The 21,912-nt window shown below is 73.6% G+C and carries 18 protein-coding genes and 1 pseudogene; 13 read left to right on the top strand and 6 right to left on the bottom strand.

All coding sequences use genetic code 11. From position 1 onward, the window contains the following. The first annotated feature begins 15 nt into the window (after nucleotides 1–15). Nucleotides 16–966, top strand: coding sequence for a hypothetical protein (locus tag U5C87_RS06040; RefSeq protein ID WP_330475718.1), 951 nt, complete (start codon nucleotides 16–18; stop codon nucleotides 964–966). Here U5C87_RS06040 and U5C87_RS06035 read toward each other — a convergent pair. Next, the gene (locus tag U5C87_RS06035) at nucleotides 936–1,976 is read right to left on the bottom strand and encodes a hypothetical protein (protein WP_330475717.1); all 1,041 of its coding nucleotides are present in this window, start codon (nucleotides 1,974–1,976) and stop codon (nucleotides 936–938) included. The two genes, U5C87_RS06040 and U5C87_RS06035, sit on opposite strands and share 31 nt — an antisense overlap. 156 nt (nucleotides 1,977–2,132) lie before the next feature. On the opposite strand from U5C87_RS06035, the gene U5C87_RS06030 reads away from it, so the two are divergent. Together U5C87_RS06030 and U5C87_RS06025 are read left to right on the top strand one after the other, a co-directional pair. Next, nucleotides 2,133–2,804 carry a cobalamin B12-binding domain-containing protein gene (locus tag U5C87_RS06030; RefSeq protein WP_330475716.1) on the top strand — a complete coding sequence of 224 codons (672 nt, stop codon included), beginning with the start codon at nucleotides 2,133–2,135 and terminating at the stop codon, nucleotides 2,802–2,804. A gap of 117 nt (nucleotides 2,805–2,921) precedes the next feature. Continuing rightward, on the top strand, nucleotides 2,922–3,170 hold the full coding sequence (locus tag U5C87_RS06025) for a hypothetical protein (RefSeq protein ID WP_330475715.1): 249 nt from the start codon (nucleotides 2,922–2,924) through the stop codon (nucleotides 3,168–3,170). Here U5C87_RS06025 and U5C87_RS06020 read toward each other — a convergent pair. Then, on the bottom strand, nucleotides 3,154–4,083 hold the full coding sequence (locus tag U5C87_RS06020) for a LysR family transcriptional regulator (protein WP_330475714.1): 930 nt from the start codon (nucleotides 4,081–4,083) through the stop codon (nucleotides 3,154–3,156). The genes U5C87_RS06025 and U5C87_RS06020 overlap by 17 nt on opposite strands. Before the next feature lie 71 nt (nucleotides 4,084–4,154). Between U5C87_RS06020 and U5C87_RS06015 the strand changes: the two genes are divergently transcribed. Both U5C87_RS06015 and U5C87_RS06010 read left to right on the top strand, forming a co-directional pair. Then, entirely contained in the window at nucleotides 4,155–5,432 is a 1,278-nt protein-coding gene (locus U5C87_RS06015; RefSeq protein ID WP_330475713.1) for an MFS transporter, read from the top strand. Next, on the top strand, nucleotides 5,401–7,584 hold the full coding sequence (locus tag U5C87_RS06010; RefSeq protein ID WP_330475712.1) for an acyltransferase family protein: 2,184 nt from the start codon (nucleotides 5,401–5,403) through the stop codon (nucleotides 7,582–7,584). Before U5C87_RS06015 ends, U5C87_RS06010 begins: the two co-directional genes overlap by 32 nt. Here U5C87_RS06010 and U5C87_RS06005 read toward each other — a convergent pair. Then, on the bottom strand, nucleotides 7,574–8,266 hold the full coding sequence (locus tag U5C87_RS06005; protein WP_330475711.1) for an SDR family NAD(P)-dependent oxidoreductase: 693 nt from the start codon (nucleotides 8,264–8,266) through the stop codon (nucleotides 7,574–7,576). The two genes, U5C87_RS06010 and U5C87_RS06005, sit on opposite strands and share 11 nt — an antisense overlap. A gap of 140 nt (nucleotides 8,267–8,406) precedes the next feature. On the opposite strand from U5C87_RS06005, the gene U5C87_RS06000 reads away from it, so the two are divergent. The 7 genes from U5C87_RS06000 (at nucleotide 8,407) to U5C87_RS05970 (ending at nucleotide 16,699) form a co-directional block, all read left to right on the top strand. After that, entirely contained in the window at nucleotides 8,407–8,622 is a 216-nt protein-coding gene (locus U5C87_RS06000; protein WP_330475710.1) for a MerR family DNA-binding transcriptional regulator, read from the top strand. A gap of 88 nt (nucleotides 8,623–8,710) precedes the next feature. Then, nucleotides 8,711–10,033 (top strand): SWIM zinc finger family protein, encoded by a 1,323-nt coding sequence (locus U5C87_RS05995; protein ID WP_330475709.1) that lies wholly within the window; start codon nucleotides 8,711–8,713, stop codon nucleotides 10,031–10,033. Beyond that, a complete protein-coding gene (locus U5C87_RS05990) occupies nucleotides 10,030–11,550 on the top strand; it encodes a DUF5691 domain-containing protein (protein ID WP_330475708.1) in 1,521 nt (506 codons plus the stop codon). Before U5C87_RS05995 ends, U5C87_RS05990 begins: the two co-directional genes overlap by 4 nt. Next, nucleotides 11,547–12,644, top strand: coding sequence for an ATP-binding protein (locus U5C87_RS05985; RefSeq protein ID WP_330475707.1), 1,098 nt, complete (start codon nucleotides 11,547–11,549; stop codon nucleotides 12,642–12,644). The genes U5C87_RS05990 and U5C87_RS05985 overlap by 4 nt, the downstream gene beginning before the upstream one ends. A gap of 1 nt (nucleotide 12,645) precedes the next feature. Further along, entirely contained in the window at nucleotides 12,646–14,874 is a 2,229-nt protein-coding gene (locus U5C87_RS05980; protein ID WP_330475706.1) for a DUF5682 family protein, read from the top strand. Then, a complete protein-coding gene (locus tag U5C87_RS05975; RefSeq protein WP_330475705.1) occupies nucleotides 14,871–16,037 on the top strand; it encodes a VWA domain-containing protein in 1,167 nt (388 codons plus the stop codon). The genes U5C87_RS05980 and U5C87_RS05975 overlap by 4 nt, the downstream gene beginning before the upstream one ends. Before the next feature lie 26 nt (nucleotides 16,038–16,063). Beyond that, nucleotides 16,064–16,699, top strand: coding sequence for a uridine kinase family protein (locus tag U5C87_RS05970; RefSeq protein WP_330475704.1), 636 nt, complete (start codon nucleotides 16,064–16,066; stop codon nucleotides 16,697–16,699). Between the two features lie 55 nt (nucleotides 16,700–16,754). Here U5C87_RS05970 and U5C87_RS05965 read toward each other — a convergent pair whose 3' ends face one another. Both U5C87_RS05965 and heR read right to left on the bottom strand, forming a co-directional pair. Then, nucleotides 16,755–19,367: a WD40/YVTN/BNR-like repeat-containing protein gene (locus tag U5C87_RS05965; RefSeq protein WP_330475703.1), complete on the bottom strand. Its 2,613-nt coding sequence runs from the start codon at nucleotides 19,365–19,367 to the stop codon at nucleotides 16,755–16,757. Nucleotides 19,368–19,691: 324 nt separating this feature from the next. Next, nucleotides 19,692–20,091 (bottom strand): annotated as a pseudogene (heR, locus tag U5C87_RS05960) (heliorhodopsin HeR); the annotation flags it as partial. 242 nt (nucleotides 20,092–20,333) lie between these two features. On the opposite strand from heR, the gene cysM reads away from it, so the two are divergent. After that, nucleotides 20,334–21,248, top strand: a complete 915-nt coding sequence (gene cysM, locus U5C87_RS05955) for a cysteine synthase CysM (protein ID WP_330475701.1) — start codon at nucleotides 20,334–20,336, stop codon at nucleotides 21,246–21,248. A 54-nt stretch (nucleotides 21,249–21,302) separates the two neighbouring features. Here the strand turns inward: cysM and U5C87_RS05950 are convergent, their stop codons facing one another. Beyond that, nucleotides 21,303–21,911, bottom strand: a complete 609-nt coding sequence (locus U5C87_RS05950; protein ID WP_330475700.1) for a thymidine kinase — start codon at nucleotides 21,909–21,911, stop codon at nucleotides 21,303–21,305. Between the last annotated feature and the right edge of the window lies 1 nt (nucleotide 21,912).

Genomic DNA, 21,912 nt, shown 5'->3' with positions numbered 1-21,912 from the left:
CCCACCCGCCGTGCCGTGCTGACGACAGCAGCGGCCGGCGCCCTCGTCGCCCTCACCGCCCCGGCGGTGTCTGCCACCCCGGGTCGGCGCTCGCCGGCGCCCGAGACGGTGGCCCTGCCCGACGGCATACGCCCCGAGGGCATCGCGTCCGGTCCCGGGACGACCTACTACGTCGGGTCGCTCGCCGACGGCCGCATCGTCACCGGTGACCTGCTCGCGGGCACCGTCGCCACCCTGCTGCCGGGGGCCGCCGGTCGCGCCCTCCGCGGCCTCTTCCACGACGACCACTGCGGCGTCGTCTGGGCGGTCGGTGGCGTCACGACCGGCTCGGTCACCGAGGGCCACGTGTGGTGCGTCGACGCGACGACCGGCGCGGTCATGCACGACGTCGTCGTCCCCGGAGCGGGCTTCCTCAACGACCTCGTCGTCACCGAGTCGGCCGTCTGGGTGACGGACTCGCGGGTCGACCGGCTGACCGTCATCACGCACGACCACGCGACCATGTCGGTGAGCGGACCGAGCTTCGTGCCGCTGAGCGGCGCGTGGCCCGCCGGTGACGGAGTCGCCAACAACGCCAACGGGATCCGACTGCTGCCCGACGGCGACATCGTCCTCAACAACAGTCGCGTCGGCGGGCTCTGGCAGGTCACGCCGGCCACGGGCGCGACCCGCGAGATCCCCGTGCGCGGAGGCCCCGGCATCATCGGTGGCGACGGCCTCGAGACGGACGGCTCGGTGCTCTACAACGTGCGCGGCAGCGGGCAGTACGAGGTCTCGGTGCTGCGCCTCGCGCCGACGGCCACCGGGTGGTCGGCGAAGTGGACCGGCGCCCGCACCGACGACACCCTCGACATCCCGTCGACGGCGACGCTCGCCGGTGGCTGGCTGTGGGCCGTGAACGCCCGCTTCGGCGTGGCCTCACCGGGCACGGCGAGCTACTGGATCACGCGCCTGGCGGCCGTCTGACGAGGGCGTATGCCGTCACGTCCCTCCCCGACGTCGACCCACGTCGAGCGTGGGCTGACGTAGGGCGAGATCAGCTCGACGAGCACCGGATCTGCCTCTCCCGCAAGGACGTGCGAGGCGACCCGCCGTGCGGCGCCGGCCAGGAAGTCGGCCAGCTGCACGCGCGGGTCGTCCTGCGAGTCGACGAAGCTGATGCCCTCGAGGGAGTCGGACCACCCGTCGGCGCTCGACCCGACGGCGGTGCGGATGGCGGCATCGGTGAGAGTCGCCTGCACGTCGTGCACGACCCAGAGCGGCCGGCCCGAGCCTCCCCAGTGGCGCAGGACCTCGGCGAGCGCCGGCACGATCGGGTCGAGCGCACCGCGTCCGCGTGCCACGAGGGCGAGCAGGCCCTCCGGGTCGTCGGGAAGGGCCGCGACCACGGATCGCACGAGCTCGCACGAGTTCGCCGGGAGGCCGGGCACGTCCGCCAGACCGACGAGGCCACGACGCAGCGCCGACGCGCTCGCCGCCGCGTCGTCGAGCGAACGCGCCCGCACGACGTCGTTGAAGTCCGCCAGCACCGCCTCCCACCCCGCCGGGCCGAGGCGTCGCACCGCCGATCGGTGCAGCAGCTCCACCCGGCGGGCGACGTCCCGGTCCGACGCGGCCCCGTCGCTGCCCTCCCCGCCGCCGAGCAGCGCCACGAGACGGCCGGTGAGGTGCAGCGCCTTGTCGGTCAGGTGCACGTGGGCACGACCGAGCAGCGGGCCGTCCTCACCGAGGAGCCACTCGAGCAGCCTCCGGTTCTGCGGTCGCAGGACGACGCTCGCCTTGACCTCCGTCGCGGGCGAGCGCGCCTCGACGCGCACGCGCTCGATCGTCGCGAGGGCGGCGCCGGTCGTGACGTCGACGCTCGCGTGGGCGAAGGTGTCGGTGCTGCCCCGGACGAGCTTCTCGCCCTCCGAGCCGGACTCGTCGCACGCCACCTCGAGGAGGACGGCGGTGCGCGAGGGCGCGGCGGACGGCATACCTCATCCTGTGCCGCGGGCGACGGCTCGCCAACCGACTTTGCCCGGAAGGGCACGATTCGGTCACGACCGTGGGCAGATCGGCTCGAACGGGTACGACGCGTCAGTTCTGACCCCGGACCTCGCGGTCCCCGACCCGCGGAGAGGAGCCCGACCATGACCACGTCACCCGCGCCGACTCCCGACGACTGGCGGGACGCCCTCCAGCGCACGCTCGAGGCGTTCGACGAGGCCGGCGGGCACCGCGTCCTCAGCCAGGTCTTCGAGCAGCTCGGTGTCGAGGACGCCCTCTCACTCGTCGTGCTCCCCTACCTCCATGACGTCGGGGAGCGGTGGTCCGCCGGGTCGATCGGCGTGGCCCAGGAGCACTTCGCGAGCAACGTCCTGCGCTCGCGACTCTCCGTCCTCATGGGCGCCGACGAGCGTCCCCACGGTCCGATGGCGGTGCTCGCGTGCATGCCCGGGGAGCACCACGAGTTCGGTCTCATGGCGACCTCCATCGTGCTGTCCCGACTCGGCTGGCGCACCAGCTACCTCGGCGCCAACACCCCGACGGCCGAGCTCGCCCTGGCGGCGCGGACGCTCCAGCCGGAGGCCGTCGTCGTCGCCGCGCACCGCCCCACGGCGTTCGCGGCCCACGCGCCGGCGCTGCGCCGGGTGGCACGGTCGACGACGGTCCACCTCGCGGCCCAGGGCGCCACCGACGAGGTCGCCACCCTCTGCGACGCGGCCCGACTGGACGGTGACCCGGTCTGGGCGGCCCGCGCCCTGCACGAGGCGTTCGGGGACATGGGGACGCCGGATCTCGCCGAGGACACCCCCGCCTGAGACGCGACATCCCGGACCCTGCCGGGCCACCGCCCGCGCTGCGTGACCCCTGCGGCGATAGGCTCGTTTGCCGTGCCCACGCACCGTGATCCGCAGGACCCGACCGATGGAGCCCTCATGACCGCAGGACCGACCGGACACCCGGACCGCATCGAGCAGGTCGAGCCCGTCGAGCAGGTCGAGCAGGTCGAGCCCGTCGAGTCCGTCGAGTCCGCGGACCAGGTCGAGCCGCTCGGCTCGGGGCTCATGGAGGGCAGCGGGCGCAAGCGGCGCGACGCGCGCCTCGGCCTCGTCATCGCGGGCATCGCCGGCGCGGCGCTGCTCGTCGGTGGCCTCATCGCCCTCGTCATCACGATGGCCGGCTGAGCGCCGCCAGCGCGACCGACCGGCCCGAGCGGGCCACGAACTCCTCGAAGGCCGCCACCGTCGGGTCGTGGGCGGGGTTGCGCACCATGGCGCCGATGGTCCGCAGCGCCTGCGAGTGGTCGAGCCCGACCGGGACGACGTCACCCTCCGGCGCGAAGGACGGCAGGATGGCCACGCCCAACCCTGCGCCGACGAGTCCCCTTGCGGTGTGGACGTCCTCGGCCTCGAAGCCGACGCGCAGCGGCACTCCCGCGTCGGCATAGATCTCCTCGACGCGGCCGCGCAGCCCGAAGCCGGTCTTGAGCACGATGAGCTCGTCCCGCGCGACGGCGGCGAGCCGCTCGACCGAGACCGAGCCGGAGCCCGCGACGGGGTGCGAGCGGTGGACGGCCACGACGAGGGGCTCGTCGTAGAGCACGGTCGTCGAGGCTCCGGCGACCTCCGGCGGGGAGGCGACGAGCGCGACGGTGCAGCGGCCGGCCTCGAAGTCGTCGAGCGCCTTCTGCCGCGAGCCCTGCGCGAGCTCGAACCGCACGCCCGGGAACCGGTCGCGGAACCGCCGGATCAGGGCCGGGACGACGGTCTCGCCGAGCAGGGTCTGGAACGACAGGCTCACGGTGCCGTGCCCGACGACGCTCGAGCGCGTCACGACGTCTACCCCGCGCTCGAGGGCGCCGACACCCTCTTGGGCGAAGGGCAGCAGGGCGCGGCCGGCCGCCGTCAGCGCGATCCCGCGCCCGTCGCGCTCGACGACGGGCGTGCCGAGGAGCTCCCCGAGCCGGGCGAGGGCCCGACTGACGGTGGGCTGCGGCATGCCGAGCACCGCGGCGGCCGTCGTCACCTGGCCGACCTCGGCGACGACGACGAAGACCGGCAGCAGCCGCACGACGGCCCGGAACTCCGTAGGTCTCATGCCTCGATCGTATGAGTCGTGGCCGTGACATGCATTGGTGCGATGCATCGCGCCGACCTAGCGTCGAGCGCATGACCTGGGCCGGACACCTCCCCGCGAGCCGCGAGTACCGCCGCATACTCGTCGGGCTCGGGGCGGCCGGCGTCGCGACCTTCGCCCAGCTCTACTCGCCACAGGGCCTGCTCCCGACGCTCGCGCGCGGCCTCGACGTGAGCCCCGCCGACGCGGCCCTGTCCGTCTCGCTCGCGACCCTCGGCGTCGCGCTCGCCGTGCTGCCCTGGTCGTGGGTCGCCGACCGGGTCGGCCGCCTGCGCGCCATGCAGGTCGCCACCATCGCCTCGACCGTGCTCGGTGTCCTCGTCGCCCTCGCCCCCGGCATCGAGGCGCTCCTCGCGCTGCGGCTCGTCGAGGGCATGGCGCTCGGCGGCCTGCCCGCCCTCGCGGTCACCTACCTGCATGACGAGGTCCACGCGCGGCACACGGCTGCGGCCGCCGCGGCCTACATCTCGGGCACGACGATCGGCGGCGCCGCCGGTCGGCTCATCGCCGGACCGCTCGCCGGCCTCGTCGGCTGGCGTCCCGCGCTGCTCACCGTCGCCGCCGTCTGCGCGATCGCCTCGGTCGTCTTCCTGCGCCTCATGCCCCGTCCGCGTGGCTACCGACCGACGACCGCGGCGACCGTGCGCACGGTCGCGGACGGCATACGCACCAGCCTGCGCGACCCCGCGCTGCTCGCGCTCTATGCCCAGGGCGCGCTGCTCATGGGCGGCTTCGTCGGGGTCTACAACTACCTCGCCTTCCGCCTCGAGGGGCCGGAGTTCGGGCTGCCCGCGACGGTCGGTTCGCTGATCTTCGCCGCGTATGCCGCGGGCACCGTCAGCTCGCGGCTGACCGGCCGCTGGGTGCCACGCCTCGGACGGCGGCGCGTGCTCGTCGCGGGCACGGCGACCATGGCCGCGGGAGCCCTGCTCACCCTCTCGAGCGCGCTGCCCGTGGTCGTGGGCGGCCTGCTCGTGCTCACGGCCGGCTTCTTCGCGGCGCACGCGACGGCCTCGGCGTGGGTGGGCGCGCGCGCCACGACCGGGCGCGCGCAGGCGACGGCGCTCTACAACGTCTGCTACTACAGCGGATCCGCGCTCGTCGGGTGGCTGCTCGGCTACGCGTGGTCAGGCCCGGGCTGGGGTGCCGTGGTCGGAGCGGTCGTCGCGCTCGCGGTCCTCGCTGCCGGGCTCGCCTTCACGGTGCTGCCCGCCCGCTCCCCCGCTCGTGCCGCCGTTACGCCTCCGACGGGACCCGGCGCGGTGCATGCTGTCCCGCATGACCGACGGTCCGGTGGGGGGACCACGTAGGGCGGACATCCAGGGCCTGCGGGCCGTGGCCGTGCTCGCCGTCATCGCCTTCCACGTCTTCGGCTGGCCCGGCGGCGGCTACCTCGGGGTCGACGCCTTCTTCGTCGTGTCCGGCTTCGTCATCACCGGGGTGCTCGTGCGCGAGCGGGACCGGACGGGCCGGATCTCCTTGCGCGCCTTCTGGATCCGACGGGCACGGCGCATCCTGCCGCTCGCGCTCGTCGTCATCGCCGCCGTCGTCGTGGTCGCGCCGTGGGCCTGGGCGGGGGCCAAGGTCGCGTCCGTCCGCGCAGACGCGCTCTGGGCGACGCTCTTCGCCGCGAACTGGCACTACGCCGCGCGTGCCGACAGCTACTTCGACACCGGGTCGGCGCCGTCGCCCCTGCTGCACTACTGGTCGCTCGGCGTCGAGGAGCAGTTCTACCTCGCGTGGCCGCTCCTCGTCGTGCTGGCCGTCGCCGTCGCCGGTGGCGTGCGCCGACACCGGGCCGCGGTCGCCGTCCTCGCCGGTTGTGTCGGTGCCGCCTCCCTCGTCTGGGCCGCGCTCCAGAGCACGTCGGACCCGACGACCGCCTACTTCTCGACGCTGACGCGCGCGTGGGAGCTCGCGCTCGGGGCGGCCCTCGCCACCCTGCCTGCTCATGCCGTTCGGCTGCGCTCCGCAGCCCGCGCCACGCTGTCGTGGGCGGGGCTCGGGACGCTCGTGACGGCATACGTCCTCGTCTCCCCGGACACGGGCAGCCCGTGGCCGGCGGCGCTCTGGGCGGCGGCGGGGACGGCCCTGGTGCTCGTCGCCGGCATCGGCGCGCCCGTCCCGGGAGCGGTGGTGCTGACGAACCGGGTGAGCGGCTACGTCGGCGACATCTCCTACGGGCTCTACCTGTGGCACTTCCCGCTCGTCGTGCTCGCGCCGGTGGTGCTCGCGACGACGGGCGCCGCCACCACGGGGGTCGTGCTCGTCGGCACCCTGGTGCTCGCCGCCATCTCGCACCACCTCGTCGAGCGCCCGGTCCTCGACGCGCCACGCGTGCGACGGCGCGGCATGCTCGCCGCGGCCATGGCGCTCGTGCTGCTCATCGCCGGCATCGGAGGCGCGGCGGCCGCGCGGCCCGACCTCTTCTCGGGCGGGACGGTCGTGGCGGTCGCGGAGCCCGACGGCGCGGTGCCGCCACCGGTCGGCGAGACCCCCGAGACGACTGAGGCGCCGGCCACGCCCGAGGCGACGCGCACCTCGTCAGCGCCCAGCCCGTCCGCGACACCCACGCCGACACCGACGCCGACGCCGACCGGATGGACCCCGATCCCCCTGGGCGCCACGGGCACCCGCATCCAGGACGGGCTGCGCGGCGCGCTCGCCTCCAGCTCGTGGCCCGCCGACCTCAACCCGTCACCGGACCAGTGGCAGACGACCGCAGACCAGCGGGCCGCGATGAGCGCGTGCACCGCGACCGATGCCGCGGACCCCGAGTCGTGCACGTTCGGCAACCGCGCCGGGCCCGAGATCATCGTCTACGGCGACTCGATCGGCTTCCCGCTCCTCGCGACGGTCGAGAAGGCGTACGGCGCGCGCTACAAGGTGCGCGGGATGACGAAGATCGCGTGCGCCGTCAACGGCGTCGACGCGAACTACGGCAAGGACGAGTGGGCGGTCCCGTGCGTCAACCACCGGAAGATGGTCCTGGACTACGTGCGGCGGGTGAGGCCGAAGGTGCTCATCATGACCGAGACCTACTCGTGGGCGGTGCGGCTCAAGTCCGGCGCCAAGGGGGCCGCGTCGGCGAGGGAGTGGCTCGCCGCCGACCAGAGGTTCGTCGACTCGGTGCGCGGCAGCGTGGGCACCGTCGTCATCGTCGCGCCGTCGATGCCGGGCGTCGCGTTCCTCGACTGCTACCGACCGGGCGGCTCGCCGGGACGTTGCGTCACCGGCATACCGACGTGGTGGGCGCGCACCCGCGACGTCGAGAAGAAGGTGCAGCACGCGGTCTTCGTCGACACGACGCACTGGTACTGCGTCGACGGCCGCTGCCCGATCTTCACGACGACGACCGGCACGGTGCTCAAGGGCGACTACCTCCACACGTCGGTGCAGTACGCGCGGCAGCTCGCGCCCGACCTCACCTATCTGCTGCGGGCCTCCGGCGTCAGGCTGTGAAGGCCGTCGACGGCAGGTCGCGCTCGTCGTCGGCGAGGGCCCGCACGACGCGCTCGGCGACGGCCTCGGGGTCGAGGCCCCGCGGCAGCCGGGGCGCCTCGCCGGCGACCGGACGGGTCGCGAGCCCGGTCTCGGTGTGCGGCGGGCGCACGTCGAGCACGCGGATGCGGCGGCGGCGCAGCTCCGTCGCGAGCGCCGCGTCGAAGGCCGTGAGTCCCGCCTTGGCGGCGCTGTAGGCGGCCATGCCCGGCATCGCCTTCTCGGCGACGACGGCGCTGACCTGGGCGAGGAAGCCACCCTCCGGGATGATGCCGAGCGCGGCGCGGGCCAGGCGGATCGGCGCGACGAGGTCGAGGAGCAGCACCTCGTCGAGCGCGTCGTCGTCGAGGTCCTCGACGGCACCGAACGCGACGACGCCGGCCGCGTTGACGACACCCGTGAGCGGCGCGGCCTCGGTGGCGGCGCTCACGACCGAGGCGGGTCCGTCGGGCTTCGTCAGGTCGATGACCACCGTCGTGACGACGGCACTGCCGAGCTCGTCGGCGAGCGCCGCCAGCCGCGACTCGTCCCGGCCGGAGAGCGTCACCCGGGCGCCCGAGGCGACGAGCCGTCTGGCGATCGCTCCCCCGAGTCCACCTGTCGCGCCGAGGACGAGGACATGGGCTGCAGCGAGATCGGTCACCGGGCCATCATCACCCGGGCCCCGGCTCCTCGGAAGGCGCGCTCGAAATCTGCGAGGGGCTTCGGGCTCTACGGCGGGGGAAGGTGGGTCAGACTGGTGCGAGAGCGTCAAGGGGGCGCGGATTCTCGGGGGAGAACACGATGGCAAGGACGCAGTCGTCGACGCAGGGACACGACCCTGATCTCATGGCGCCGCACGAGGTCGCCGAGATCTTCCGGGTGTCGCCCGCGACCATCACCCGCTGGGCTCGCGTCGGCCTGCTGCCGTGCACGCGGACGCCGGGTGGCCACCGGCGGTTCGAGCGGAGCTACGTCATCGACCACGTGGAGCGCCTGCTGCACGAGACCGAGGACTGAGCGGACCGAAGGCACCTGCGGACCGGGCGACACGGCATACGCCCGTCCGGCCCCCGTTGTGGGAGGCGTCGGCCATGATGTGCGAGTCATGACGCGATGGACTGCCCAGCAGGTGGCCGGACTGGCCCCCGACGCATCGTCGCTGACGGCTGCCCGCAGGCTCGCGCGGCCGGGCCCGTGGTCCGACACCGGGTCGACGCCTACCCTGCTGTGGGGCAAGTGCCAGGGCTCCGGCAAGACGCCGTACCAGGTGAGCATCGACCTCGTCGGCCCGGCGTTCCGCTGCTCGTGCCCGAGCCGCAAGTTCCCGTGCAAGCACGGGCTCGCGCTGCTGCTCCTCTGGGTCGACGGGTCGGGCTCGGTGGCCGACGCCGACGAAGCGGCCGGCTTCGCGCAGGAGTGGGCGGCAGAGCGCTCGGCCCGCGCCGAGGCGAAGGCCGCGGGTGACGCGGCCAAGCCGACGCGGGCCCCCGACCCCGCCGCGGCCGCCAAGCGGCTCAAGGAGCGGCTCGCCCTCATGGACGGCGGCATGGACGACTTCGCCCGCTGGCTCACCGACCTCGCGCGCAGCGGCACGGCCTCCGCGCGGCAGCAGTCCTATGCGTGGTGGGACGGCACAGCGGCTCGCCTCGTCGACGCGCAGCTGCCCGGGCTCGCCGACGACGTTCGCTCGGTCGGCGGTGCGGTGAGTGGTCGACCCGACTGGGCCGAGCGGCTGCTCGTGGCGCTCGGCCGCTGGTGGACGGCGGCGCGCGCGTGGTCTGCCCGGGAGTCGCTCGGCGAGGACCAGCTCGGCGACCTGCGCGCCTACCTCGGCTGGTCGACGAGCACCGAGTCGGTGCGCCGGGCCGACGCCGTGACCGACCGGTGGCTCGTCCTCGGCGCGCACCGCAGCGACGACGGACGCCTCCAGCAGCAACGGACCTGGTTGCGCGGCGACGCCTCCGGCGAGATCGTGCAGGTCCTCGACTTCGCCGCGGGCGGTCAGGTGCTGCCCGTCGCGCGCGTCGTCGGGTCGAGCCTCGACGCGACCCTCGCCCGCTACCCCGGCGCCGCCGTGCGCCGTGCCCTCTTCGTCGACGAGCCGGCTGTCGCCGACGACCGAGGGCGTATGCCGTCCGGCGCGTCCCTCGAAGACGCGCGGTCCGCGGCGGCACAGGCGTGGGGGCGCAACCCGTGGGCGCGCCGGGTGCCCGTCGTCCTCGCCGACGTGCGTGTCGGTGTCGACCGGGTCGTCGACGCCGATGGCGCGAGCGTGCGGCTCACCGACGATGCCGACGTCTGGCCGCTGCTCGCCCTGACCGGTGGCCGGCCGGCGCGTGTCTTCGGCGAGCTCGAGGAGTCGCGGCTGCGGCCGCTCACCGTCATCGTGCACGGTGACGACGGCGACGGCGAGGTCGTGGGCCTGTGAGCGACCTCGACACGTGGTGGCGTGACGTCGGCAACGCGGCGGTCGTCGGCACGGCCCGGCGGCCGGTGCCGCCGCTGCCCGACCTCGGGCCGTCAGGAGTGCAGGCCCGTCCGGCGGGTCAGCCGCGCGAGGAGGCCCTCCTCGACGCCGCCGCCCTCGGCGGGGCCGCGCTGCGCGCCGGACGCAGGCTCGACCACGCCGAGCCTCCGGAGGCCGCACCCGACGACCAGCGGCCCGAGGCCCCGAGGCGGGCAGTCCAGCTGCTCGAGCTCGTCCTCACCCAGCCGCCCGCCGGAGCCGCGCAGCGCACCGGCCTGCTCGCCCACTGGCTGCGCGCCGGCGACGACGCGGGCTGCCGCGTGCCGCACGTGCTCCTCCCGACCCTGCTCACCCTCGCCACGGCGTCGCGCGAGCTGCGGCGCCCGACGGCTGCCGTGCTCGACGAGCGCGGCCGGTGGCTCGCGGGACTGCGGGAGGACTGGTCGTGGGTGACCGACGCCTCAGCGGGCGCCGAGGCGCGCAGGGCGTCACGCGCCGCCAGCATCGCGCCCCCGGCCGACGAGTGGGGGCGGCTGCCCTCGACCGACCGGGTCGCCGTGCTCTCCTCCCTCCGCGCCCACGACCCGGGCGCAGCACGCGAGCTCGTCCTCTCGTCGTGGGCGAGCGACTCGGCACGCGACCGCCGCTCGCACCTCGAGACACTGCACATCGGCCTGGGCCCGGATGACGAGACGCTGCTCGAGGCGGCACTCGACGACCGCGCCGGCACCGTCCGCGAGATCTCGACAGAGCTGCTCGACGGCCTGCCCGGCTCGGCGCGCGCCGCGCGGATGGCCGAGCGCCTGCGCCCTCTCGTCCGACGCACCGGACTGCTCGGCCGTGGCGTGGAGGTCACCTTGCCCGACGAGCCCGACCCGGCCGGCGTCCGCGACGGCCTCGGCAAGCCCCCGCCGCGTCGCTCGGCCCGCGGCTGGTGGCTCGAGCAGCTCTGCGCCGGCGCGCCCCTCGAGGTCTGGGCCGAGCTGACCGGCGCCGACCCGTCCGCGACGGTCAAGAGGCTCACCGACGCGCAGGCGACGGACGCGCTGGCCGGCATACGCCGTGCGGTGCGGGCCCGGCGCGACCCCGAGTGGGCGGCGGCGCTGCTCGAGCGGGGCTGGGACGCCACACTCGTGCCCGCGCTGCCCCGGGAGCGCCGCGAGCGCGTCGTGCTCCAGCGGGTCGACGCCACGACCGAACGGGTGCACGAGATCGGCTCCGTCGTCGGCTCGGTCGACGCGCCGTGGTCGCCGGACTTCAGCGTCGCGCTCGTCTCCCGGCTGCGGGCGTCCAGGTTCGGCTCCGCCATGGTGATGGCCTCGATGCCGCACCTGCTCGCCGGGCTGCACCCGGCGGCCCTCGACCCCCTCGAGCGCTGGATCGAGTCCACCGGCGCCGACCAGACCCTGACGACCAACCTGCGCAACCTGCTCCAGTTCCACTCCGTCAAGCGATCGATCACCGAGGCCTTCAGATGAGCGAATCACCCTCTGCCACCACGGTCCTACGCGCCCACGCCGAGGACGCGTATGCCGCCGAGCTGGCCGCGCTCGCGGCCAGCGACGACCGACCGCGTCCACCACGCTGGCGGATGTCGCCCTGGGCGGTCACGACCTACCTCCTCGGCGGCACGCTCGACGACGGCACCGAGATCACGCCGAAGTACCTCGGCTCGCGCCGGCTCATGGAGGTCGCCGTCGCCTCGCTCGCCACCGACCGGGCTCTGCTGCTGCTCGGAGTGCCCGGCACGGCCAAGACGTGGGTCAGCGAGCACCTCGCGGCCGCCGTCAGCGGCTCGTCGACCCTCGTCGTCCAGGGCACGGCCGGCACGCCCGAGGAGTCGCTGCGCTACGGCTGGAACTACGCGCGGCTGCTCGCCGAGGGGCCGACGCGGGGCGCTCTCGTGCCGAGCCCGGTCATGCGCGCCATGGAGACCGGCTCGCTCGTGCGCATCGAGGAGCTGACGCGCATCCCGGCCGACGTGCAGGACGCCCTCATCACGGTGCTGTCGGAGAAGCACCTGCCGATCCCCGAGCTCGACTCCGAGGTGCAGGCGCAGCAGGGCTTCAACGTCATCGCTACGGCCAACAACCGCGACAAGGGCGTCAACGACCTGTCGTCGGCGCTCAAGCGCCGCTTCAACACCCTCGTGCTGCCGCTGCCCGACTCCCTGGAGCAGGAGGTCGAGATCGTGCGCACCCGCGTCGACTCGCTCGGCCGCTCGCTCGAGCTGCCGCCAGGGCTCGAATCGCTCGCGGAGATCGAGCGTGTCGTCACGATCTTCCGCGAGCTGCGGTCGGGCGTCACGGCCGACCAGCGCACGACGGTGAAGTCGCCGTCGGCCACCCTCTCGACGGCCGAGGCCATCTCGGTCATGACCAACGGCCTGTCGCTCGCAGCCCACTTCGGCGACGGCGTGGTCCGGGCCGACGACGTCGCGGCCGGCCTCGTCGGGGCGGTCGTCAAGGACCCGGTCCAGGACCGGATCGTCTGGCAGGAGTACCTCGAGACCGTCGTCAAGGACCGCACCGAGTGGACCGACCTCTACCGCGCGTGCCGCGAGCTGGGCTGACATGACGCAGGTGGAGGTGCTGGGGGTCCGGCACCACGGCCCGGGGTCCGCGCGGTCGGTCGCGCGCGCTCTCGACGAGCTGCAGCCCGACGTCGTCGTCATCGAGGGGCCGCCCGAGCTCGACGCCCTCGTCCCGCTCGCGGCCGACCCCGACCTCGTGCCGCCGGTGGCCGGGCTCGTCTATGCGGTCGACGAGCCGCGGCGCGCCGCCTTCTACCCGTTCGCGGTCTTCTCCCCCGAGTGGGTCGCCCTGCGGTGGGCGCTCGACCACGGCGTCGACGTCCGCTTCGCCGACCTGCCCGCGACGCACCACCTCGCCGACAGCGACACCGAGGAGGCGCCTCGCCGCCCGGGTCGCCGGGTCGACCCGATCACCGCCCTCGCCTCGGCCGCCGGCTACGACGACCCCGAGCGCTGGTGGGAGGACGCCGTCGAGCACCGCCGCACGTCCTCGCTGACGCACTTCGCACACCTGCGCGAGGCGATGCTGGGCGTCCGCGGAGACCTTGAGGTCGACGACGACGCCCGACGAGAAGCGTTCATGCGCAAGGTGATCCGCGCCGAGATGCGCGCCGGTCGCGAGCGCGTCGCCGTCGTATGCGGCGCCTACCACGCGCCGGCCCTCGACCCGGCCTCGTTCCCGCCGGTGAGCCGCGACAACGCCCTGACGAGCAAGCTGCCGAGGATCAAGGTCGCCGCGACGTGGGCGCCGTGGAGCTCCGAACGGCTGTCGTATGCCAGTGGCTACGGCGCCGGGGTCCGCTCGCCGGGGTGGTACCACCACCTCTTCGTCACCCCCGACGACGACGTCGTGCCGTCGTGGTTCGTCCGGGTCGCCCGCACCCTGCGCAGCGAGAACCTCGACGCGTCGACGGCGTCGGTCGTCGAGGCGACCCGGCTGGCGGGTGCGCTCGCAGCGGTGCGCGGTCGTCCGTCCGTCGGCCTGGCCGAGCTGACCGACGCCGCCCGTGCCGTGCTCACCGAGGGCGCCGACCTCCCGCTGCGGCTCGTCGACCGCACCCTCGTCATCGGCGAGGAGCTCGGCCGGGTCCCGGAGTCCACCCCCATGGTGCCGCTCGCCGGTGACCTGGCCCGGCAGCAGAAGTCGTTGCGGCTCAAGGCCTCCGCGACCTCGACCGTCGTCCAGCTCGACCTGCGCCGCGAGTCCCAGCTCGCCCGCTCGGTGCTGCTGCACCGCCTCGCCGTGCTCGACGTGCCGTGGGGCACGCAGGTCGAGGCCGGCCGCACCATGGGCACCTTCAAGGAGGCGTGGGAGCTCGAGTGGACGCCCGAGCTCGCCGTCGCCGTCATCGAGGCGAGCCTCTACGGCACGACGGTCCGCACCGCGGCCGAGTCCCGCATCGCCGAGGAGGCCCGTGAGGCAGCCGACCTCGGCGTGCTGGGCCGGCTCATCGAGGAGTGCCTGCTCGCAGACCTGCCCGAGGGCCTGCGCGCCGTCGTCGCCGCCCTCGCCGAGCGCACGGCCAAGCAGCACGACACCCGGGCCCTGCTCGAGACCGTCGAGCCGCTCGCCCGCACCTGCCGCTACGGCGACGTGCGCGGCGTCGACGTCGCCGACGTGACCCACGTGCTGCAGACCGTCGTCGTGCGCGCCTCCGTCGGGCTCCGGGCCGCCTGCTCCAGCCTGGACGACGACAGTGCCGCCGCGATGCGCACCGCGGTCGAGGCGGCCCACCGCGGGGTGGCCCTCGTCGACCGCGACGACCTGCGGGAGCCCTGGTCCGAGGCGCTCGTGACGGTCGGCCGCGACGAGGTCATCCACGGCGCCGTCGCCGGACGCGTCAACCGGCTCCTGCTCGACGGTGGCCTGCTCACCCACGACGAGGCGGCCGCGCGCCTGAGCCGCCGCCTCTCCCCCGGCACGCCCGCCCCCGCAGCAGCCGCCTGGCTCGACGGCTTCCTCACGGGCGAGGCGCTGCTGCTCATCCACGGCGACGACCTGCTCTCGATCATCGACGAGTGGCTCGTCGGCGCCACCGAGGAGTCGTTCGAGGACCTCCTGCCGCTCGTGCGCCGCACCTTCTCGCGCTACCAGCCCGCCGAACGCCGCCTCCTCGGGACGCACCTGCGCGACCTGGCCACCGGACGGCATTCCGGCGCAGAGCGCCGGCTCCAGCCATCACCCACCACGGACTCGCTCGACCTCGACCGCGCCGCCCCGGCCATCGCGGCCGTCGCGCGCCTGCTCGGGATGGAGGTGGCGTCATGACCGACCGCGACCGGCTGACCCGGTGGCGGCTCGTCCTCGGCGGCGAGCAGTCCGACGGCATCGGCGAGGCGGCCACGCTCGAGGCCGACGACCTCAAGCGCGACGAGGCCCTGCGCGAGCTCTACGACGGCGAGCGCCGCAGCGGCCTCGGGGCCTCGGCGCCACGGGTCGCCCGGTGGCTGGGCGACATCCGCGGCTACTTCCCGTCGTCGGTCGTGCAGGTCATGCAGCACGACGCGATGGATCGCCTCGGCCTGACCCAGCTGCTCCTCGAGCCCGAGCTCATGGAGGCCGTGCAACCCGACGTGGGCCTCGTCGCGACGCTCGTCGGGCTGAACCGCGTCATCCCCGAGCGGTCGCGGGCCACGGCCCGGGCCGTCGTGCGGGTCGTCACCGACGAGCTCGAGGAGCGCCTACGCGCCGAGACGGTCCAGGCCGTCACGGGCGCCCTCAACCGGGCCTCCCGGACCCGCCGCCCCAAGGCCTCCGACATCGACTGGAACCGCACCATCGCGGCCAACCTCAAGCACTACCAGCCCGAGCACGGCACCGTCGTGCCCGAGCGGCTCGTCGGCCACGCCCGGCGCGCGCACCGCGTCGAGCGGCGGATCATCCTCTGCATCGACCAGTCCGGCTCGATGGCCGAGTCGGTCGTCTACTCCAGCGTCTTCGGCGCCGTGCTCGCCTCGCTGCGGTCGGTCGAGACGAAGCTCGTCGTCTTCGACACGGCCGTCGTCGACCTGACCGACGAGCTCGACGACCCCGTCGACGTGCTCTTCGGGGTGCAGCTCGGTGGCGGCACCGACATCAACCAGGCGCTCGCCTACTGCGAGGGCCTCATCGAGCAGCCCGGTGAGACGGTCCTCGTGCTCATCAGCGACCTCTACGAGGGCGGCATCGCCGAGGAGATGGTGCGCCGGGCCTCCTCGATCGTGGCGTCCGGAGCGACGATGGTTGCGCTGCTGGCGCTCAGCGACTCGGGCCGGCCGAGCTTCGACGCGGGCCACGCCGCGGCGCTCGCGGCCGTCGGGGTGCCGGCCTTCGCGTGCACGCCCGACCGCTTCCCCGACCTCATGGCCACCGCCATCGAGAAGCGCGACATCACCGCCTGGGCCGCGGCCAACGACATCGTCACCACCCACGAGCCCGAGCCGACGACGTGAGCCGCGCCGGACGGCATACTCACGCCATGCGACTGCACCCCGAGGAGACCGAGGCCGGGCCCTGGCGCCGCGTCGACGACGACGAGCTCGCCGCGCTCCTCGCGAGGCTGCTGCCGGACGGACGTGGGGTGCTGCTCGTCGACGGCCGGTCGGGCACCGGCAAGTCCACCGTCGCCGCGCGGATCGCGGACCTGCTCGACGGGGCAGTCGTGCACAGCGACGACCTCGCCTGGCACCACGACGCCTTCGCGTGGGACGACCTCGCGACCACCCACGTCATCGAGCCGTGGCGCCGCGGCGAGCGCATCGACTACACCCCGCCCGGCTGGGTCGCGCAGGGCCGCGAGGGCTCGGTGACGGTGCCCGATGGCGTACGCGTGCTCCTCCTCGAGGGGGTCGGCGCGGGCCGCGCGTCGCTGGCCGAGCACGCCGACGCCGTCGTCTGGGTGCAGTCGGACCGTGACGAGGCGCGCGAGCGCGGGCTGCGTCGCGACGTCGAGCTGGGCCGCACACCGGCCGAGGCGGAGCGCTTCTGGGACGAGTGGATGGCGGCCGAGGAGCCGTTCCTCGCGCAGGACCGACCGTGGGAGCGCGCCGACCTCGTCGTGTGCGCGCTCGAGTCGGAGTGGGCGCCCGGACGCACGACCGTGGCGCGCGGGTGAGGCCGGGCCGAAGGCCCGACGCCCGCCCCGCACGCCACGGTGGTCACGTCGTCGATCAGGACGCGGTGCGGTAGATCCCCCGCCCGTACGTCGCGACGTAGAGGTTGCCGTCCGGTCCCTCCAGCGCCTGGGTGGCGATGGTGACCGGGATGGCGTCACGCGACCACTGGGGAGCGCCGGTGCGCAACGACGTCATAGTCGTCTCGACGACCCCGAGGTCGGTGGCCATGACGACCCGTCCCGTCGAGGTGAGCAGGAGGTTGTCGCCGGGGATGTCCGGCAGGTTGCCGCTCACGTCGGTCCAGGTCGCCGCGGCCTGACCATTCGAGTCGGTGACACCGGTCAGCGTCACCTTCCACAGGTGGCCCGAGCCCGCCAGGTCGCTGCCGGGTCCGTCGACCCAGTTGCGGGAGTAGCCGCCCAAGAGCACGTAGGAGGTGCGCGGGTCGGCAGGGTCGGGCGTCACACCGGTGACCATCCGCAGGGGGACGCCGGCGGTGGTGGCCACCTGCTGGTAGCTGCCGTTGGCGTTGGTCATCAGCCCACGGGCGAAGCTCGCGCCGGGGTTGCACGAGCCGCACCAGCCGGCCCACACCACGTGGTTGCGGCTGGCGAGCGCCGTGATGGAGTGGCCCGCGCCGGTGTCGGCGGCCTTGGTCCAGTCCGCGCCGCTCGTGCTGGCCCACGTCTTGGTGTTGGTCCAGACGTACTCGCCGCCGGCCACCCATGTGTTCGGTTCGGTCTGGTCGGCGCTGAACGGGGCGATGAAGCGGGGCAGCGGGTCGGCCGGCGCGATGGTGACGATGGAGCTGTCCGAGGCCGCGCTGCCGTCTGCGACACCGCAGTTCGTCGTCATCTGCAGCGTCAGGTCGACGTACTCGCCGACCGTGCGGCAGCCGTTGCCGGGGTCGACGAGCTGCTGGCCGCCGTCGCCGCCGTAGGGCGAGACCATGACGCCCTTGTTGGCCGGGTCGAGCAGCGAGACGCCGTTGTCCTGCAGCCCGCCCCACACCTGGACCTTGCCGGGGTGCGCGACGTCCTTGCCGACACCGACCGAGTAGTACTGCAGCAGGTCGAGCTGGCCCGACGCGGACAGCGACCGCCAGGACGACGCCGTGGGTGAGACCGCCCGCTGGTAGAGGCCGCCGTCGTTGCCGACGTAGACCTGGCCGGCGCTCGACCCCGAGCCGAAGGCGATGGTGTGCTGGTCGGAGTGCAGGACGTTGCCGTCACAGGTGTTGTCGGCATCGATGTTGGACCAGCAGGAGAAGCCGAAGTCCCAGTAGCGTCCGATGGTCTTCCAGCTCGCGCCGCCGTCCCACGACTCGTAGACCTCCTCGAGACCCACGTAGACGTGCTTGGCGTTGGCCGGGTCGACCCCGACGAACTGGTTGTACCAGGCCTGCACGCCGGGCGCGTAGCCCTTGCCGATCCGCTGCTTGCGCTCGGCCGAGCCGCTCTGCGCGAGGGTGCTCGGGTTGGCGATCTGGTTGTACGGGCCTGCGGCTGCACCGGTGTTGGACACGTAGACACCGGCGAGCGCGCTCGCCGCCCCCGAGTTCAGGGCCGTCGGCGACTCGAGGACCACGTACAGCTTCGACCCGTCCGCGGAGTACTGCATGGTGGCGTTGCCGACGTCCTTGAGGTTGATGGCCCCGGAGGGGTTGACCTTTGCCCACGTGGTGCCGCCGTCACGGCTGAGGTAGAAGCCGTTGTAGGCCGCGCCGCTGCGCCACGCGACGTTGGCGAGGATGACCTGGCCGCCGGTCCCGGGCTGCACGGCGACGTCGTTGGCGATGTCGCGGTAGCTGGCGTTGACGTCGGTGCACGAGAGCATCCCCTGCGCGCAGGGCGCGAGGGACTGCGTCCACGCGGTGGACGACGACCCCGTGAGGGAGTGCACGTAGAGGCCGCGCGACGCGGCGACGAAGACGCGACCGTTGGCCGCGTCGACGAGGATGCGACGGATGACCTGGCTGTCGAGCTCCGTGCCGCCGACCCTGGAGGCGGCTGTGAAGGTGGCGGTGTCCGGCGAGGCAAGCCGGAAGACGCCGGCACCGACGTACGTGGCGGACCCGGTCGTGCCGTCGCCCGTGGCCACCCACAGGGCGCCGTCCGGGGCGATCGACATGCTGCCGATCGACTGGGTCGGTAGGGCGTCCGCGATCGGCGTCCACGTGGCGCCGTTGTCGCACGAGCGCTTGATGCCACCGGCCGCGCCGCCGGCGAAGAGACAGTGGGCGTCCACGGCGAGGGCCTGCACGCGACCGGTCACGTAGCCGGCGCCGCCGCTGCTGTTCGAGGCGCTCGGGTCGCGGTAGCGGGGGTCGTCCGAGTTGTAGGGGACGTCCGTGATCGAGCTCCACGTCGACGGGGCCGCGGGCAGGGCGGAGAGCTGACCGTAAGCCGCGGCGTACGCCCCGGGCGCGACGAGTCCGGTGGGTGCGGAGCGCGCCTGGGCGAACTCCGTCTGTGAGGCCATCAGCTCGGCCGCCTCGTCCCCTGCGTCGTGGTAGCGACCGCCACCGCCGTCGTGGGGAGTGCTGCTGGCATAGCTGGGGAGCGCCAAGGGGGTGACCGCGAGAGCAGCGCCGGCCACGACGCAGAGCGCCGCGCGGCGCAGGCCGCGTCCCCTTCCACTCGTGGAGACCTTCGGAGCGAGCGTCATTCGTTGAACCCTCCCTGCCCGGGCGCCTGGGTCGGCGCGCACGTCGTCGCAGTCTTCTGAACATGCGACTCCCGTGGCGGTCGACCCCGTTCGGCACGCGGCGCGGGAATGACTGGCAATGTAGACCCGGGACGACCCTCGGGAACCTGCGCGAAGATGTGAGTTCCCTGAGAGCGCAAGGGAGCACGACGCGCGAGAGAGGCTGGTCGGGCCGTTCGCGCGTTGACGATCAGGTAGGCCGCGGCGGCCAGCCACGGTCCGACCCCCGGCGACACAGCCGAACCAGAAGGGTGTCCACCAAGCGCGTTGCCCGCGGACCGGCTGCCCGTCCTTGCCGTGCATCAGACCGTTGTTGGACATCTCCATCAGCCATCCGAACAAGATCATCGAGACGTTGGCGATGCCGAGCCCGATGAGTGCCGCGATGTCCGAAATTCCCAGCACCAAGCTGATGAGGACGACCATCAGCGTCGAGGAGAGGCTGTACTCCACCCAACGGAAACGGTTGCGGCCCTTCGACAGCTCGTTGACGTAGCGCGTGAAGCCCCACGGCGAGGCGATCAGGAAGTGGGAACGCCGACAGGAACAGGAACGAAGCCGTTGCGGGTCCCAGCGGCAGGTCGAAGACGAGGTTCGTGACGCCCTCAGAGAGCGGCGAGCCCGGCGGGCCGTTCAGCGCAAAGGTGGACACCGGCAGCGTGAAGTCGTTGCTGAGCGCCACCATGGCCAATCCGGACACCAGATGCAAGGCCCCCATGACCGCGTTGAGGACCCTCAGGCGCTTCGCGGTGTCGCTGCCCACGTGGACGGACCGGGTCTGAAGCGCCGAGGGATAGGTGCTCATGCCGCAGTGCTGCACCCTTGGCAGGAACGTCATCCTCGCGGACCTCTACGTGCTCGGTGGAGGCGTGCACGTCGAGCAGTCGCCTGCGGTCCTTCGGCGACCGCCGTCATAGACTGCGGCGCGTGAGCAACCCTCCGCGGTACCCCACGATGGAGGATGTCATCGGCGACACCCCGCTGGTGCGTCTACAACGCCTTCCGGGGCCGGAGAACGAACGCCGCGGCAACGTGCTGCTCGCCAAGCTCGAGGGGAACAACCCGGCCGGCTCGGTGAAGGACCGGCCGGCGATCAGCATGATCCGCGGCGCCGAGGAGCGGGGGGAGATCTCCCCCGGCGACACCCTGCTGGAAGCCACGTCCGGCAACACCGGGATCGGCCTGGCGATGGCGGCGGCGATCAGCGGCTACCCACTGGTCATCGTGATGCCCGAAGACGCCTCCACCGAGCGCATCCAGACGATGCGGGCGTACGGAGCCGACCTGGTCCTCACCCCGGCGCGCGGCGGCATGGAAGAGGCCCGCGACGTCGTCGCGCGGATGGAGCGAGAGGGCCGCGGCCGGGTCCTGGACCAGTTCGGCAACCCGGACAACCCTCGTGCCCACGAGCAAGGGACGGGCCCGGAGCTGTGGCGCCAGACCGACGGACGGATCACACACTTCGTGTCCGCGATGGGCACCACCGGCACGATCACCGGGGTCTCGCGGTTCCTGAAGTCACGCAACCCCGGTGTCCAGATCGTCGGGGCACAGCCCGCGGAGGGCTCGAAGATTCCCGGGATCCGCGCCTGGCCACAGGAGTACGTGCCGAAGATCTTCGACCCCTCGGCGGTGGACCGGACCGTGGAGGTCACGCAGGCCGACGCTGAGGAGACGGCCCGCCAGCTGGCCCGCCAAGAGGGCATCTTCGGAGGTGTCTCGGCGGCCGGCGCCTGCTGGACCGCTCTGCAGGTGGCCCAGGAGGTCGAGGAGGCGACGATCGTCTTCGTGGTCTGCGACCGCGGCGACCGGTACCTCTCCAGCGGCGTGTTCCCCGCCTGAGGTTCGGCCCCCATCAGGCACGCATTCGCCATCGCGGCTTGAAGGGCTTCCGCCTCAGGTGCGGGCGGGGCGGACGAAGCAGGAGCGGCAGCGCGCCTCATAGGTGAAGGTGCCGTCGTCGGGCAGCGCCTCGGACCCGCCGAGGTGGTCGAGGAACGGTTCACCCGAGCGCAGCACCTGCGTGTGGGTGGCGCTGAAGTCGCGGCACTGGTCGCAGACGGCGCGCCGGTAGGTCACCGTGTCGGGTCCCAGCTCGAGCAGGGCTCGCACGGGCGCGAAGAGCTCACCGCGGTGGTCGAGGTCGATACCGGCCACGACGACCCGGGTGCCGCGGCGCAGCAGCCGTTCGACGACGGCCACGTCGTCGAGGTCGAACATGTGCACCTCGTCGACGGCCACGACGTCGAGCTGCTCGTCGAGCGCCTCGTGCAGGGTGCTGACCTTCGTCGTCGCGAGCTCGCCGCCGCTGCGCGACGTGACGCCGGAGTCACGGACGTGCCGCTCCGACTGGTAGACGCGGTGGCGGACCCGCGTGAACTGCAGCGGCGAGAGCAGCGAGATGAGCGCGAGGCTCTTGCCCGACTTCATCGGCCCGAGGACGACGTCGAGCGACACCTCGGATGCGGTGCGGTCGGCCTGCCTGACGTCGTCGATCGTGGTCACG

The sequence above is a fragment of the Terrabacter sp. C0L_2 genome (assembly GCF_036352015.1).
Lineage (GTDB): Bacteria > Actinomycetota > Actinomycetes > Actinomycetales > Dermatophilaceae > Terrabacter > Terrabacter tumescens.
This window is presented reverse-complemented; position numbering and strand designations above follow the sequence as displayed.